Below are 16,202 nucleotides of genomic sequence, written 5' to 3' on the forward strand. Positions count from 1 at the left end.
TTATGCCGGGTCGTATGCCCCACTGCCCAATCCGGGACCACGCGGGATGAAATGACACATCAGAATTCCCAAGAAGTACAAGAACATCAATGGGATCGCCAACGCAATCATGCTGGTCACGTCGGCTGGTGTTAAGACCATCGACAAAAAGAAGATCACCAAAATCGCGATCCGCCAGCTGCCGATGTACGCAGTTGTTTCAATCAACCCGATGCGTTGCAAGAACAACATCACCAAAGGCAGTTGGAACGCCAGGCCGAACCCGAGCGGCAACAGCAACACAAAGTTGATGTAGTGAGTCAGCCGCGGTTCCATTTCGACATCCATGCTGCCGTTGAATTCCAACAAGAAGTTCAGCACGTAATGCAGCACCAAGAAGAACGCCAGCACCACACCGCTGACGAACAGCGTCACGCTGACAGGCAAATAGATGTAGACGTATTTGCGTTCGTGCCGGTGCAGGCCAGCGGCAATGAATTGCCACAAGAAGTAGAATACGGCCGGCGACGAAACGACTGCGCCGACGATCAGACCAGCCTTTACCCAGATCATGAACGACTCCTCAACCTTCAGAGTCGTCAATCCTGCGGTGTCGCGGATCAGCTGGACCTTGGGAACGAGTTGGTCTGGGCTGGGCAGTGCCAAAAGGATCGCGGCCAAGTCGCTTTTGCTGACCGTGGTACCGTCGGCAACGGCAACAGGCTGAACCGTGGGCGGGTCCTTGCTTTCGTCTTTGGCGACTTGCCCGGTGGTGTCAGCGGCCGGCTTGCTGGTGTTCGTTTTTGATGAAGGTTGAGCTTGAAACTCACTTGGGATTTCATAGACGACCTGCCACTTCAGAGATTGCTCGATCATCTTCGGTAACAACGCCTGGACTTTCGGGTCGGTTTGATCGGCGTACCCCAGCATCGCCAAATTCTTCTTGGCATTGAAATCCAGAATCGCTTCTTTGAGCGGTTCGGAGACATAGCGTACGACCTTGTTCGCCACCGTCAGGCCGATACCGAGGCCCACTGCCAACGACAAGATTGCCCGGATCAAACAATAGCGCAGTTCTTCGAGGTGTTCCCCAAACGTCATCGACGAGTTTTCGAACAGGTCGTCCTGAGCACAACCAGATTTATTCGAGAGGTTCGGTGAATGTTTGGCAGCGGAGTCCATGGCAATTCAACCTGAGTGTAGAAAATCGATGCGGTGGGGGGAGCGAATACGGTGCGGAATCGAAACGGTAGCAACAGGGCGAGGGCGGCACGCCTGACCAAAACGCTCTGCAAGCCGAGGGCTTCGATGCGACAGGGTGACGGAGTTTTGACTGCCAGATAGAATGCCGCGTAGGAGGGGTATCGCGGTAGCTGGCAGCCTAAGCAGACGTCTGTAAAAGAGCAGACGCTCCGAGAGCACGACTGGCGTCCGGTGTTCGCAAAGACCCGGTCGTGAGGATCGCTTGTCCTACATTAAAACCAATCCTCTGCTGGTTTGTCACCAGTGAATGTAATTTTTCCAGGCCATTCCCAGATTTTCAGACATGATAAACGCACCTGGCTACCCGCTGAAATTTCGCCCGTTGATCAAGCAAACCATCTGGGGCGGGTCAAAGCTCGGCACAATGCTCGGAAAGCCGATCGAGGACGCGGGTGACTACGCCGAAAGCTGGGAGTTGGTCGATCATGGCAAAGACCAAAGTATCGTCGAGAATGGGAAATTAACCGGCAAGTCATTGGCGGAGCTCATCGAGGCTGACCCTGCTTGGTTGCTAGGACCGTCATCACTTGAAAAATCGAATGGCGAACCGCATTTCCCGCTGCTCCTGAAATACCTCGATTGCAATCGTGTTCTTTCGGTTCAGGTTCATCCGGATGATGCCTATGGGGCGACAATGCCTGTTCCCGACCTTGGCAAAACCGAGGCTTGGTATGTGGTTGACGCAGAACCTGGGGCGCTGATTTACGCTGGACTGAAAACGGGAGTCGACAAAATCAAGCTTGCCGAAGCCGTTGCTACGGGTGAAACCGAGAAGGTATTGCACTCGTTCAGCCCCTCACCTGGTGATTGCGTTTTCATCCCCGCCGGAACCGTCCATGCACTCGGCGCAGGATTGGTGATCGCGGAAATCCAACAGTCCAGTGACACGACGTTCCGATTGTTTGATTGGAACCGCGTCGGTGCTGACGGCAACCCAAGGCCGCTGCATATCGAGCAATCCCTCGAAGTCACCGACTATGAAAGCGGACCAGTACCGGCACGCAAAAGTCACAAAGACCAAAGCGGTTGGCAAACACTGGTCCAATGCGACAAATTCACGTTGGATGCGATGGAACGTGGCAGTGACCGTGTTGGCGGTGACAATCGCTTTCATATCCTGACGGTGCCACGAGGGTCGGCCAAATTGGTTTGCGACGGCGAAACCACCGTGCTGTCGCGAGGCGAATCAATTTTGTTGCCAGCGGCGATCAGCGAATGCGAGATCAGCGTTGAAGCCAACTCGACCGTGCTGCACGCTGAGCCGCCTCAAGAATAATGTGCCGGCGGGCAACAGGTTCGCCAAACGAAAAACGCCCAAGTGAATTTGCACTTGGGCGTTTTCATTTTCTGCGGATGGAAAAGATGCCTTAGTCCAATTGGTTCGTGATGATGAACTCTTGGTTGGGCATTTCGCTCTTCACGCCGTTCGGAGTAAGGACCGCTTGGTACACAAGGTAATCAACTGATTCGTTGAAACTGCGGACAGAACCGTCAGCCATGCATGTGTTGACCAAACCTGGGTGCAGCGATGAAGGCCGAGCAAGGTCGCGGCAGCTGGTCGGGTTCATCTCGACAACATCGATACGGTCAGCAGCGTTGTTTGTCGCACCACCGTTAATTTTGTGGACTGGTGCGACATCGGGATAGTTGCCCGAGCCGTCAGGCAGCTGCATCGTGCGATCTTCAAGGTGCCATACCATACCGGTTGTGAACTTGCCGCGGAGGAGCGATTGGAATTTGCTAGGTGTGTCACTAGCGGCGTCGCTCCAAACAAGGTTACCGGTCGAAGTGTCAACGTTTTGCAAGTCAGCGGCGGTTAGGTAACCCGCTTTGAACCAGGCTTCGGACTGAACGTTTTCGCCGAACATTGCGGTTCCCGATTTACCGTCGCGAATGTCGTCGAGTGTCATCTTGGCCCCGGATGTAAATCCACCCAGCAATCCAGTGAACTCGCCCAATTTGAACAGGCCGTTGTTGTCATCTTCCGCACGAGCGAAAACGGCCGCTGCACCGCTAGTCGAATAGTTATCGATTGCCTGCGAGATGAACGTGTAAGGGGTTTTGTTTTTTCCGTTGACGTAACCATTGTCCACGGATCCGGTATTCATCACGTACGTGTTCCAGCCACGGATACCTTTCTCAACCGTGCTACTTGGGCATCGCAACACGCTTAGCGTCGGAGTCGAGATCTCGTTGAAGTTCCCGTCTGAATCAAGGATCGGATACTTCGCCATTTGCCAGCGATCGGCAAGCGGCTGGTTGTCGAGATAGGAGAGCAATGGAACTGCGTATCCGCCGATCTTGGCGTGACCTGGAACATCCCGTTGATCTGGATCCGCGGGGTCAAAGAACCCCGATGCGTTGTTCAAATTGAACACACCGTACGACGTCGCGTAGGCGGGCAGCCGTTTCTTGTCGCTGTGAAAATTGTGGACGGCCAAGCCAAGTTGCCGGAGATTGTTTTGGCAACTGGCGTTTCGCATTGCTTCGCGAGCTGCTTGCACCGCCGGCAGCAACAGCCCGACGAGGATCCCGATGATCGCGATGACGACCAATAGCTCGACCAAGGTAAAACCAAGTCTTTGACGTTTCATTTGCTCGCACTCCGGACAAAAAGAAGAGAAGAGACCGCAACCTGATCTTCAGGTCGTTCATGCGCGAACGGGTCGTCACATTGGCACCTAGTTCATTCAATCGGCATCCGCTAGCCGTGGTGAGCCGCATTATCGCCGTTAATCGCTGATCTTGCAAACAATAAATCCGACCCGGCGAAAACCCTCACAAAGAGGGGCCCCTTTGGCAATTTGGCGGAAAATGCGAAGCTGTATCAATCACGAAAAGGTCACCTGACCTTCATCGGGCCTGAGAGTGATTATTCTAGTCCGCTCACCAGCCCGCCGATTCGCTACTCTTCCTTGGGACACGCCTGCCGAGTGTCACTGCTCTATTTCGATTTCAACCGTACTACGCCGCTCGCACCTTCGGTGCTCGAGGCGATGCAGCCGTATTGGTCGACGCACTATTTATTGCCGGGCCAGCAGCACGCCCACGCGCATGCGGTCAGCGAAGCCTTGGAAAACGCACGCGAATCGGTCGCGTCGATGGCGGGATGTGAATCATTCGAAGTCGTGTTCACCAGTGGCGGCACCGAATCCAACAATCTCGCCATCCTCGGGGCCCTAGGCACAACACGCCCCGGACATGTCCTAGTCAGCGAGATTGAACACGAGTCCGTCCTCGGGCCGATCCGCGGTTTAGCTCACCGCGACCCACGTTGGCAGATCGAGCGAATTCCTTGTCGGCCTTGCGGGACGATCGATCCCCTGGCCGTCGAATCACTGCTTCGCGAAGACACGCGTTTGGTTTGCGTTCAAGGTGCCAATGCGATCTTGGGGACGATCCAGCCCGTCCGCGAGATCGCTGATCGCTGTCACAACCAAGGCATCCCGTTGCACTGTGACGCAACGCAAATGTTTGGCAAAGTCGCGGTTGATGTAAAAGGACTCCGTGCGGACACGGTCACGATCAGCGGGCATAAGTTTTACGGCCCTAAAGGATCGGGTGCGGTTTACATCCGCCGCGGTCTGAAACTGGACCCGATCACCTTCGGCGAACCGCGTGAGATGGGATTGCGTCCCGGCGCCGAAAACGTCCCGGCATGTATCGGACTTGGCGCGGCCTCGAGTCTCGCCGAACGATTCTGTACCAGCGGTACCGAGTCATTGTCGGATCTTCGCGACCAACTGATTCAACGACTTTACGAGCAGATGAGCGACCCGCCCATCGTGCTTTGCGAACACTCCGAACGGTTGCCCAATACGATCGCGATGGAATTGCCAGGCGATGTCCGCACCCTGACCGATTCGGCCCGAGAGCTTGCCATCGCGTATGCCCAAACGAGTTCGCCGCCAGACGAGTTCACACGCAGCCTGCGAGCGATCGGACGCAGTGATGCCCAAATCGCCCGAACCATCCGCCTGTCGATCGGGTGGACCACCAGCAGCGAACAAATCGACCGGGCGGCCGACTTGATCGCAATGGCATACGAACGCTAGCGAACCTCGCCAAGCACTGGCGTTCTACTTGGAATCGCCAGGAACATAGTTGACTTGGTCAATATTGACGTCGTCGATGATGACGGGTTTGATCTGCGTTTGATCAAACTCGATCAATGCCGGCTCGCCGATCATCATCCGGTTGTAGCTTGGCGGTTGCGGCTGTTGACGCAGCGGGATGCAGCAATTCGTGCAGTTCCCACTCGGTAACCCATCGACCGTCGTTCCCGACAGCCCCATCAGGTATTGCGGATCGAGTTCTTCTTGATCGATCCACATTCCGTCTGGAGTGATCTCCATCGTGCCAAGGTCGAACTGCAAGTTGCGACGCAGAACTTCATAGTTGACGTACACGTTCAACAGCGTGTTCTGTGCATTCAGCAAGGCGGTCAACGCGGTGATCGTATCTCGAGCGGCGGTCGGCCCGCTGCTCAGTCCTCGGGCGTCGCGTAGCTCCCGAATGTCTTCGTTCAATTCGATCTGGCTGGTCGCGATACGCACACTCTGGCGTCCGTACTCAAACGTGATGCGGTTCGCTTGCAGCTGGCGAATCTGGTTTCGCAACAAACGCCAAATTCCGTCTTCGTACTGATAGTAACTACGTTTAGCTTGTTCGAACGAGATCAACGCTTGTCGATAGGTGTTGCGTTCTTGCAAACGTGTGATCGGCGCGTCCCACCGCAAGCCCATCTGCAGTGTCGTGTTGTCATTGTTGAACGTCCAAGGGCTGTTACCATCGCCACCGATCCCGCCGGAGACGGTCAGGTCCAGACCGCTTTCCAATGCGTCGGCGTTGAACTCGATCAGACGCCATTGGTCGACCAGTGCGGCTCGACTGTTCGCCCAGTCACGGCGATTGCGACGAGCGATCTCGAACGCCTCGGTAGGCTCAATATCAACCACCGGCAGCAACGCGCTTTCGGTCCGTGCACGAGCTTGGTAGAGCTGCAGTTGCAACACATCGTCACCAAGTTGCAGCATCATGTCTTGGATTTCCAAGATCACGTCTTCACGCAACTTATCAGCCAGCTCTTTGCCCTGGGCTTGATTGGCATTCGTCGCCAACATGTTTTCCAAGCGGGCTTCGATCACGTCAACTTTCTTTAGGTACTCGCTGTACCGCACAAGCAAGGTATCGAGATCTTCGTTAAGTTCAGCTTGCAGTGTTCGCAGCGGTTCGACATCGAACAATGATTCGTCGATGCTGTCGACATTCAAAAGCGTGCAGATCTTTTCACGCTCTGTCTCGTACAGCTTTAGCAACTGCTCGTTCTGCTGAAGTCGTTTGGGAACCGCTTCGGCGAGCAACGCGATGTCGGCACGAACACGTTCGGCGTCTTCGGTTTGCAACTGATTCAGGAAGTCTTTCAGCGGCCCCAGTTCGCTATGGATTTTCTCCAAAGCAGAACCAATGCTGTCCGACCAAGACATCGTCGATACGGGCAAGCCGGTATCAGGATCGATTTCTTGGCGAGTTTCTTCCAAGATCGCAATGTTCTGGACACCGATGTTGCGACGGATTTCGACAAGCTCTGTTCGACGTGAACGCAGGTCGGTATCGATCAATTCGAAACGTTGCAGGTACTGATCTTCAAGTCGGGCACAGATATACGGTGGCAACCCGAGGTCTGTCAGGAACGAGTCAATTGACGCTTGGAAATCTCGCTGATCGCCAACGAGAACTGTTTGCCGCTGCAACAATTCACTGCGTTGCTGAGCCACTTGCAATCGTTGGCTGACAATTTCTTGCGGGTCGTCGGGGATCGTGGTCAGCAATTCAACCAACGTGTTTTCCAAGACCAACAGCGTTTCGGAAAGCCGTGCGATGTTTTCCTGTTGGTTGCGAATTTGAACCTGCGATTGCAGCAACCCCAAGAATCCGCCTGCTTGGGCACCAGCGAATCCGCCGCCGCTAACGCCGCCGCCGCCGCCCAGTCCACCAAAGCCGCTACCGACACCGCTAAATCCTTGCAGACCGACACCGAAGACACCGCCACTTCGTGACACAGTACTCTCGGTGTTTCGCCCGATGGTGATGTTCAAGTAAAAGCTGCGACGATAACGTTCAAATGCGCGAACGTTGGCAAGCAACCGACGTTCCGACAACGTCAATCGCTCCATCACGACGTCGCGACCGGCATTCCGCAAGAACGGCTGGACGAACGAAAAATTCAGCAGCGACGATGCCGATTGTGAATTCGGCCCATCGAGTGTCCAAACGATCTCGTTTGCCAATCCGACGACCAGTTCACTGCCCGTCGCGAATGCCCGGTTCATCGTTACACCACGGTCGAGACCGATCGCCGAGGCCCCCGAACCCGCGGCAGCAAAGCTTGCCCCGGAGTTGGCAAAGAACTGTGTGTCGAAGCGAAAACGCTCGCTGCTGACGTCAAGTGCCGACAGATAGAGCTGTTCGAGCTGCTGTTGATAGTCGGGCGAATGCAACAAAGCCAACTGCACGGCGGTGTCGTTGTTGAGCACCAAAACGCCGTCTTCATCCAGCGGCAAGAACTGCCACCAGTCGGGGCTTTCCGCCGCATTAGTCACGCCAGCGGCTTCCCACATCGGGTAACCACGTCGCCCATCGACGCATTGCATGTAGCGGTTCGACGCCGGGTCATCGAGCGGCATCGGTTGAAAGTCCAAGTCGAATGGGTTGAACATCCGACTACGACGATCGGCGTAGACGTTAAAGTCTGCGGTGGGACGACGGGCCAGGTGCGAGGATTTCTCCTGGAGCAGACAACTGACCTCTTGGTCGGCCTGTTTACGATAGTACTGCCGATGACAGCCTGGCACCGAAAACAGCGACACCGCAGCAGTGGAGACTCCGGCCAAACAGGCCAACAGCCGGTTTCGTTTACTCATACGAGTTCGACTTCCCTTTCTACTCATCTGTGTCACGCCTTCTGGAACCCATCGATTCAATGCTGACGATGCAGCGAATTGCAATCATTGCCAAAACCGCTGCTTACGATTCGAACCATCCAGCCCTCATTGCCGGAATGACTCAACCATCGAATCGGACCGGCCCCTTTGTCACCATCAGCACCGTTGGCACATCCGCGACTGAAAGCGACCCCGCACGGACGGGTTGTTCAGGCTGTGACGATTATTCGACTTCGCACAAACTCTCCGAAGATTCAGGGCGTCGATTCGGTGCTGGGATGGGGGGAAAGGCCGCGAATTTCCGCATCGACGAAGCAATCAACAATTGAACAGTGGCCAGGAGCGAGACTTCGAAGGCTCATTTTCCCGTTAAAGCCACTTGAACTTCAGCGGCTCGAAAGAGGGGCATCCGACAGGTAGACGGCCTTAAAACCGGCCCCAAAACCCTCAGAATTACCCCTCAACGAGATCGGATCGTTGTTTCGGGCGGCTGTTCCGAGCCGAATACCTAGAAAAGCTTGACGGTCTATCTTGCCCAACTTAGTATCCATCGGTCTAAATCCTGCAACTTTTCCGATCCAACTCCGCCGCTCAGGCCCGTCAGCACTCGCAATCGGTGATCTTTGATCGCCTTCCCTCCCCCGGGTCACTCGTCCGGCAACGCCACAATCCAAAATGAAATTTGTACTCCTGGCAGTCTTGTTGGCGATCCTGATCGCTTTCATCGTGATGGTCGTCAAGGCCGCAAAGAACTGGCGTTGGTACCACATTACCGCGGCCGTGATCACGATGTTGCTGGCGATTCTGTTTCTCTTCCCGACCGCCGCTTCGCTGAAAAGCCGTCAAGCTTGGCACAAGATCAAAGAGGAATTGGAAGTCCGGTTGGCGCAGGTCAAAGCTGAATACCAATCGCTGCAGTACGGCGACCCGACCGATCCGTCAGCGCCTCCCGGGGTCAAAGCGGTATCACTCGAGCTGTCCAAAATCGGAACCGAAGCCGGGCGTCGCTGGCGCAGTTTGCAGATGGCTGGCAACGACGGCAACGGACAAATCATGCTCCGTTCGACCGGCAATGCCGCTGTTCCTGAGATCCCCGGTGTGACACCGGACGCCGATGCCGCCGCGGCGGCAAATAATGCCGGCCCACTGGTTCCCGTCGGACTTGTCGTTTACGCCTTCGCCGAAGGCAGTTTTCCTAACTTGGAACAAACGGTCCCGATTGCGTACCTGGGCGAGTTCAAAGTCACCGCCAGCACCAACGAAGCCGTCACCGTCACCCCAACGTTTGAGCTGGAAGCGAACCAGGTTAACTTGATCTCTAGTGGCCAAGCCCGAATCTGGTCTCTTTACGAAATGCTTCCTTTGGACGGCCATGCACCGTTTATCGCCGAAGGCAGCCGCCCGTCAGACGACAACTCTCTTGGCCGCGTCGATGATGACTTGGTCAACATGCTGTTCAAGAATTCCAAGCCAGAGACTCGCGACGCTTACCTCCGTGACGGGACACGCGAAGCACCTGAAGACCCCGCCGCACGCTGGGTAAAGATCAAGTTCGAAAAGAAGTACGAAATCGACGTTGACAGTGAAGAACAGCGCGGTGCACTCGAAGGCGGTTTCTTCGACAACACCGGCCGCGCGGTCGACAGTCGCTTGCAACGGTCGGACAACGGCAAAGTCGCATTCGCCGTTGGTGACACAATCATTGTCAAAGAAGAAGCCGCCCGCCAATTGATCAACCAAGAACAAGTCGCTTCGTTGGTTGACACCTATTACTTGCGTCCGCTGAACGACTACCGCTACATCCTGCGAAAGATCCGTTTGCAGATCCGCGAGATGGACGTCCGCATCACCGAAATGCAGTACCAGGAAAAAATCCTCAACACAGCGATCGCGGCAACAGTCGACATGCTCGCCAAGCGTCAGGACGAAAAGCTGAAACTTGAACAAGACGTCGCCCAGTACCAAGTCGAAAACGCCGCGATTCAGCAGTACTACGGCCAGATCCGTGAAGAGCTACGAGAGGTCAAAGAAGCCTCCTCGGCGCTCTTCAAGGATAACTACCGCATGATGCTTCAGATCAAGCAACTTGCAGCAGACGCAAACCTGACCAAGACCTAATCAGCACTGCTATTTACCGCTGGCTCGGAACGGGCGATCGATCCCGTCCACGACGGCACTGAGGTACAGCCCCGAGCCCGTTGCCGCTGCTGCTGTTTGAGGAGTCAAGTTTTCGCGGACTTCTCGCATCACATCCCGCCGCGAAATCTGTCCGATCAACCTGCCGTGGTCGTCGAGCACTGGCAACCGACGACACGCCGCGTCCAAGAACGTCTGAGCGATCGTTAGCAAGTCGGTCTCCGGACGAATCGTCGGCGGATTCTCATCGACGAATGCCATCAGCCCGTTGATCGGCATTTGGTCATAGGCGACGTCTACAACGAAGCGGATACAGGACTTTTCAGAGAAGATCCCCAGGAACCGTTTATCTTCATCAACCACCGGGGCCCCGCTGATCCGATGGTGCAACAAAACGTCCAACGCTTCGAGCACGTCCATCTCCGGGGACAGTGTCTTCAAATTCGAAACCATCATGTCGCGTGCGCATGTATGAGGCATCATCGCAATCGCTCCTAATTCAGAGTAGAGAAAAGATCACAGATCGAACGCTTCTGTTTTTTCTCGCTCGTAACCGTCCGTCAAGAAAAATTGCCGTACTTCGGATGGCGTCAGTTCGACGGGCAACGGCCAGTAACTTGACTTTTTTAAACCCCTGATTTTGGCAAAGCACGGCGTTTCCAAGCGAAACCCAACGGTTTTGCGAGCGGAAAACCGACGGGTGTTACCGCCACACCGCCCTTTCCACGTCATGTGATACTTTTCACAATACTCGTGATTCTTTTCACAATCGCTGGAGTTTTGACAGATGAAAGGCCAATGGGTCGAAATCGAATTTGACTGCTTGCCACTGCGAAGTGTCTCGCGATTTGACATCCCTCTCGACGCGTCACCCAAGTACGAAGCGTTTGTCCGACGCGTCAAAGCAGCGATGGACAAGCACGGTTCGCACAACACGTACTTCCTCCACCGTGGCACCTGTGTGTTCCGCTTGACCAATGCCGAAAGCCGCGGGGAAATCGCCTTCAAGTTCGAAGGCACGGCGCTGACCGGCAGCAAAGACGAAAAGACCCGCAGCGTTGATCTGACGGTCGAGTTGCTACGCGAAACATGCGGCTGGCTTTCTCAGCCCATCGTCGATTTTTTTGCCGAGTCCGTCCAGCACGCGATCCTGGTTGAGTTCGATCGCTACATCGCGGCGGGCGACCTGACCAAAACGCACGAGCGGATGGAAAAACTGAATGCCGAAAACGAAGCCGGCGACGGCTTTGTCGGAATGTATTTGTAACGCAAGTTTGCCTACTGCAGCACCAAAGCACCGCGGGCGAGTTTGACGAAGCCGCGTCCCGAAGGATCGTCCATATCGATCCCGGCGTAGTTCTTCGGCGGACGCTCGGTGGTGCCAGGTTTCTTCTGCGGACGCAGCGGAATGTAAGCACGGCGCCCATCGACAATACGCACCGGGTACTTCGAACGCTTGGCCAATAGCTCGATGCGGCGTTTGTCCGAATAGTGCAGCACCAAGAACCGGGCGTCGCTGGTGATCGAACCGATCTGCCAGGCGGCCGCGTCGAGCCGCAGTTCGGCCAGTTCCAGCATTCGCTCGGCAGCCGATGGCAGCGGTCCAAAACGATCGAGCAACTCTTCGCGAATCGCGTTGATCTCGTTCGCGTCTTTAAGCTTCGCGATTCGCCGGTACAGGTCGATCTTGTGCCGAAGGTCCGGCACGTAGTCGGGATCCAAGTACGCTTCGACCGGCAGGTCGATGTCGACATCGGCCGATAGCTCCGGCGGCAGATTCTGAACTTGGCGGACAGCATCTTCGAGCAGGTGACAGTACATCTCGTATCCGACTGCCGCGATGTGGCCGCTCTGCTGGCTGCCCAGCAAGTTGCCCGCGCCACGGATCTCCAAGTCACGCATCGAGATCGCGAAGCCGGCGCCCATTTGGCTGAACTCTTCGATCGCGCGAAGACGCTTGGTCGCTTCGGGCGAGAGGTGCTTGTGTGGCGAAACGAGCAAGTAGCAGAACGCTTGGTGCTTGTAGCGACCGACACGACCGCGCAACTGGTGCAAATCGCTGAGCCCATAGTGATCGGCGTCGTCGACAAAAATCGTGTTGGCGTTGGGGATGTCCAAGCCACTTTCGATGATTGTCGTCGCGAGCAGAAGATCGTATTTGTGATCGATAAAGTCGACCATCACTTGTTCGAGTGCACCTTCGGGCATTTGCCCGTGGCCGATCACGATCCGCAGTTCCGGTGCGATGCCACGCAGTCGTTCGACGATCGCTTCCATGTCACCGATGCGATTGTGAACCATGTAGATCTGACCGCCGCGGTTCAATTCACGAACGATCGCGGTACGGATCAGTTTGTCGTCCCAGCGTGACACCACCGTTTCCACACTGCGGCGTTCGGCGGGTGGCGTTTCCAAGTTGCTGATGTCGCGGACGCCAACGAGTGCCATGTGCAGCGTTCGCGGAATCGGCGTTGCCGAAAGCGTCAGCACGTCGACATTGGTGTGCTTGTTTTTCAGTTTCTCTTTGACCGCCACACCGAAACGTTGCTCTTCGTCGATGACGACCAAGCCAAGCTGTTGAAAGTCAACGTCTTTGCCAGCGATGCGGTGTGTCCCGACGACAATGTCGACTTTGCCGCTTTTCAGATCCTTGATCGTTTGCCGTTGATCGGCGGCCGTTGAAAAGCGACTAAGTTTTTCGATGCGAACCGGAAATTCTGCCATCCGGTTTTTGAAGTTATGGTAGTGCTGTTCGGCAAGTACGGTGGTCGGGACCAAGACGGCGACTTGATAACCACTCGTTACCGCTTTGAAGGCCGCCCGCATCGCGACCTCCGTTTTTCCGAATCCGACGTCACCGCAGATCAAACGGTCCATCACCTTGTTCGCTTCCATGTCGTCTTTGACGGCCGCGATTGCCGTCACTTGGTCCGGCGTTTCCTGATACGGAAAACTCGCGTCGAACTGTTGTTGCCAGATGTGATCGTGGTCAAAAACGATCCCTTGTCGGCTGGTCCGTTTGGCTTGCAGTTCCAACAGCTCTGACGCCATGTCGGTGACGGCGCTCTCGGCTGCCTTTTTTTGGCGAGCCCAAGCCTGTCCGCCGACCTTGGCAAGTTTCGGTTGGCCCTTCGTCCCGCCGACATAACGCTGGATCAATCCGATCCGCGAGGCCGGGACATAAATCTTTGAACCGCCGTCGTACTCCAACACCAAGTGTTCGATGTGCTGGCCGTTCTTTTCCAGATGGTCCAGCCCCAGGTACAGCCCGATCCCGTGGGACAGGTGCACGACCAAGTCACCCGGTTCGAGCTGCATCGAAGCGGTGATCGGCTTGCCCTGCGCCCGCGTCTTTCCGCGACGGACGGGGCTGCGATGAAACAGCTCTGCACCGGTCAGCACCAACACCTTGCTGGATGTCAGTCGAAAGCCGCCACTGATCTGGGCGACCGCCGGCTTCAAATGTCCTTGGCGGGCGGCCTTGGTGTCTTGCAACAGCTCCATCAATCGCTGCGCGTCGGCCGGGGTGTCACCAACCAGCAAGATCTCATGATCGTCGGCGACGGTATCGATACGCGATTGGGTTTCGTCCAAGGCCAGCGCGAACCCGTCTGCACTGGTGGATCGCAAGTCGAGGTTTTTCTCGCCACCTTCGTTTAGCGTCGTTGCCGTGACGATCCGCAGGTGCCCCATCGACGCGAGGAGTGACTCGAAATCGGTAAAACCGCTCTGGTCGTCCAAACGATTGAGCAGCGACTGTGCAGACAGCTTGCAGTCGTGCGGGTCGACCAGGATCACCAACGTGTCTTCGGGAAGGTAGTCGCTGATCGGTCCGAGCTGGATGCTTGAATCGAACGCGGTTTCGGCATCGTCGCTGATGTCGTGGACACCGACCGCAGAGATCTCGATCGACTGCACCTGTCCGACGCTTCGCTGGCTGCCCAAATCGAAGTGGCGGATCGATTCGATTTCGTCGCCAAACCATTCGATCCGGATCGGGCTGGAATGATCGACCGAATAGACATCGATCAGGCCGCCACGCATCGCGAACTCGCCAGGCAACTGCACAGCGGTCGTCGACACAAATCCGCTCTGCTGAAGCCAGTCGGCGACTTCTTCCATCGGCACTTCGACGCCGACTTTGAATTCACGCGTCGACGAATCCAATTGAGTCGGTGTCGGAACCAGCTGCAACGCACCCCCGATGTACGCCGTCACCAACATCGGGTGAACGTCGTCTGGCCGCCGGGCTCGCAGACGCTGGAGCACTTGCAATCGTTCGGCCAATTCCGGATCGGCCAAGGAGTGTGGTCCGCCCCGGCCGACGCTCAGCGGCAACGGAAACGATTGCTCGACGCCAAAGGCGATCGCGTCGCCGGAAACGATGTCCGCATCGGCTGCTTGGGGCAACAGCATCAGAATGTTCTGGGACGTCCGGGCCGCCGCCGCACCAAGCACCGCGCGGAGTGCCCCCCAAACGCCGCTGAACGCGAGTCGTTCCCCCGGTTTCGCTTGCCCGAGTGCCGCGCTGAGCCCGCAATCGTTGTCCAGCAATTCAACGATTTCTTGAAGGCGTTCGGTATGGAGCGGTGTGGCGACAGACACGGGCAAAACCGGCATGCGTGGACGAAAAAACGAGTGCTGTTGATCGTAGCGGCAAAGAAAGTCGTCGCCCACCGTGCCAGTTAGCAGAGTGCCGCCAACAGGGTTCACAAGCCCCGCCCCAGCGGCGACAATGGCCCGCCTTCCCACCACCCATTGTGCGATCCCACCGTCGTCGGAAGTGGAATCGCATTCGCCAACCTCTTTTTCATCGCCAGAGTGAAACAGCATGAGCATCGGAATCGGAATCGTCGGTTGTGGCATGATCGCCAACTTTCATGCCCGTGCGATTAAGGACGCCAAAGGGGCTCATTTAGTCGGCGCCACCGCACGACGTCCTGACCAGGTCGAAGCCTTTGCCGCCGAGCACGGTTGCCGCAGTTTCGCGACGTTGGAAGAGATGCTGGCTGACGATTCGATCGGTGCCATTTCGGTCTGCACCCCCAGCGGCTTGCACATGGACCCGGCGATCGCGGCCGCCAAGGCTGGCAAACATGTGATCGTGGAAAAGCCACTGGAGATCACGACCGAACGCTGTGACGCAATCATCAAAGCGTGCGAAGAAAATGGCGTCCGTCTGACCGTGACGTTCCAAAGCCGGTTTCATCAGTCCAGTCAATTGATGAAACGCGCCGTCGACGAAGGCCGCTTTGGCAAAATCACGATGGGCGACGCCTATGTGAAGTGGTACCGCAGCCAAGAGTACTACGACAGCGGTGCGTGGCGTGGAACCTGGAAACTTGATGGCGGTGGGGCGTTGATGAACCAAGCGATTCACAGCGTCGACTTGCTGCTGTGGTTGATGGGCCCGGTAGAGCAAATCAGCGCGATGACCAGCACGATGACTCACGAACGCATCGAAGTCGAAGATGTCGCTGTCGCAACGCTGAAATTCAAGAACGGCGCATTGGGCGTGATCGAAGCCACCACGACCGCTTATCCGGGGGCACTCAAACGCATCGAGATCAGCGGCAGCGAAGGCAGCGCGATCTTGGAAGAAGAAGACATCAAATTCTGGAAGTTCGCGAACGAGACCGAACAAGACGCCAAGATCCGCGACGAGATGGCTGGTAAAACGGAAACCGGTGGCGGTGCCGCCGACCCGGCCGCGATCGGCCACCACGGTCACACGATGTTGTTCGAAGAAGCGATCAGCGCGATCAATGAAAACCGACCTTCGATTTTGGACGGACAAGAAGGCCGCCGCAGCGTCGAAGTAATTTGCGGTGTCTATGAAAGCGCCAAGACGGGCAAGATCGTCACGCTTGGCTAGTCATC

The 16,202-nt window shown here is 56.2% G+C and carries 10 protein-coding genes; 5 read left to right on the forward strand and 5 right to left on the reverse strand.

Going from position 1 to position 16,202, the window contains the following annotated elements; translation table 11 throughout:
- Window positions 1-1,161, reverse strand: a complete 1,161-nt coding sequence (gene tatC / locus CGZ80_RS24780; protein WP_094418372.1) for a twin-arginine translocase subunit TatC — start codon at window positions 1,159-1,161, stop codon at window positions 1-3.
- A 364-nt stretch (window positions 1,162-1,525) separates the two neighbouring features.
- Between tatC and CGZ80_RS24785 the strand changes: the two genes are divergently transcribed.
- Entirely contained in the window at window positions 1,526-2,518 is a 993-nt protein-coding gene (locus tag CGZ80_RS24785) for a type I phosphomannose isomerase catalytic subunit (protein WP_094418373.1), read from the forward strand.
- A gap of 91 nt (window positions 2,519-2,609) precedes the next feature.
- Here CGZ80_RS24785 and CGZ80_RS24790 read toward each other — a convergent pair whose 3' ends face one another.
- Window positions 2,610-3,836, reverse strand: a complete 1,227-nt coding sequence (locus tag CGZ80_RS24790) for a DUF1559 domain-containing protein (protein WP_094418374.1) — start codon at window positions 3,834-3,836, stop codon at window positions 2,610-2,612.
- 339 nt (window positions 3,837-4,175) lie between these two features.
- Between CGZ80_RS24790 and CGZ80_RS24795 the strand changes: the two genes are divergently transcribed.
- Entirely contained in the window at window positions 4,176-5,297 is a 1,122-nt protein-coding gene (locus CGZ80_RS24795; RefSeq protein WP_094418375.1) for a cysteine desulfurase family protein, read from the forward strand.
- Window positions 5,298-5,321: 24 nt separating this feature from the next.
- On the opposite strand, the gene CGZ80_RS24800 is transcribed toward CGZ80_RS24795, so the two are convergent.
- Entirely contained in the window at window positions 5,322-8,165 is a 2,844-nt protein-coding gene (locus CGZ80_RS24800; RefSeq protein WP_233148645.1) for a hypothetical protein, read from the reverse strand.
- 696 nt (window positions 8,166-8,861) lie between these two features.
- On the opposite strand from CGZ80_RS24800, the gene CGZ80_RS24810 reads away from it, so the two are divergent.
- Window positions 8,862-10,304, forward strand: coding sequence for a hypothetical protein (locus CGZ80_RS24810; protein WP_094418377.1), 1,443 nt, complete (start codon window positions 8,862-8,864; stop codon window positions 10,302-10,304).
- 9 nt (window positions 10,305-10,313) lie between these two features.
- On the opposite strand, the gene CGZ80_RS24815 is transcribed toward CGZ80_RS24810, so the two are convergent.
- A complete protein-coding gene (locus tag CGZ80_RS24815) occupies window positions 10,314-10,805 on the reverse strand; it encodes a CBS domain-containing protein (RefSeq protein ID WP_233148646.1) in 492 nt (163 codons plus the stop codon).
- Between the two features lie 304 nt (window positions 10,806-11,109).
- Between CGZ80_RS24815 and CGZ80_RS24825 the strand changes: the two genes are divergently transcribed.
- Complete coding sequence (locus CGZ80_RS24825; protein ID WP_094418379.1) at window positions 11,110-11,589, forward strand: hypothetical protein; 480 nt, start codon at window positions 11,110-11,112, stop codon at window positions 11,587-11,589.
- A gap of 11 nt (window positions 11,590-11,600) precedes the next feature.
- On the opposite strand, the gene mfd is transcribed toward CGZ80_RS24825, so the two are convergent.
- Window positions 11,601-14,942 carry a transcription-repair coupling factor gene (mfd, locus tag CGZ80_RS24830; protein WP_094418430.1) on the reverse strand — a complete coding sequence of 1,114 codons (3,342 nt, stop codon included), beginning with the start codon at window positions 14,940-14,942 and terminating at the stop codon, window positions 11,601-11,603.
- Window positions 14,943-15,153: 211 nt separating this feature from the next.
- Between mfd and CGZ80_RS24835 the strand changes: the two genes are divergently transcribed.
- Window positions 15,154-16,197 (forward strand): Gfo/Idh/MocA family protein, encoded by a 1,044-nt coding sequence (locus CGZ80_RS24835; RefSeq protein ID WP_094418380.1) that lies wholly within the window; start codon window positions 15,154-15,156, stop codon window positions 16,195-16,197.
- Window positions 16,198-16,202: the final 5 nt, after the last annotated feature.

The sequence above is a fragment of the Rhodopirellula sp. MGV genome (assembly GCF_002251265.1).
GTDB lineage: Bacteria > Planctomycetota > Planctomycetia > Pirellulales > Pirellulaceae > Stieleria > Stieleria baltica_A.

What these genes read in the sequence shown, in the direction of transcription:
- CGZ80_RS24790 (WP_094418374.1), bottom strand. Translation starts at nt 3,836, where the DNA reads ATGAAACGTCAAAGACTTGGTTTTACCTTGGTCGAGCTATTGGTCGTC.
- CGZ80_RS24810 (WP_094418377.1), top strand. Translation starts at nt 8,862, where the DNA reads ATGAAATTTGTACTCCTGGCAGTCTTGTTGGCGATCCTGATCGCTTTC.
- tatC (WP_094418372.1), bottom strand. Translation starts at nt 1,161, where the DNA reads ATGGACTCCGCTGCCAAACATTCACCGAACCTCTCGAATAAATCTGGT.
- mfd (WP_094418430.1), bottom strand. Translation starts at nt 14,942, where the DNA reads ATGCCGGTTTTGCCCGTGTCTGTCGCCACACCGCTCCATACCGAACGC.
- CGZ80_RS24835 (WP_094418380.1), top strand. Translation starts at nt 15,154, where the DNA reads ATGAGCATCGGAATCGGAATCGTCGGTTGTGGCATGATCGCCAACTTT.
- CGZ80_RS24800 (WP_233148645.1), bottom strand. Translation starts at nt 8,165, where the DNA reads ATGAGTAAACGAAACCGGCTGTTGGCCTGTTTGGCCGGAGTCTCCACT.
- CGZ80_RS24815 (WP_233148646.1), bottom strand. Translation starts at nt 10,805, where the DNA reads ATGATGCCTCATACATGCGCACGCGACATGATGGTTTCGAATTTGAAG.
- CGZ80_RS24785 (WP_094418373.1), top strand. Translation starts at nt 1,526, where the DNA reads ATGATAAACGCACCTGGCTACCCGCTGAAATTTCGCCCGTTGATCAAG.
- CGZ80_RS24825 (WP_094418379.1), top strand. Translation starts at nt 11,110, where the DNA reads ATGAAAGGCCAATGGGTCGAAATCGAATTTGACTGCTTGCCACTGCGA.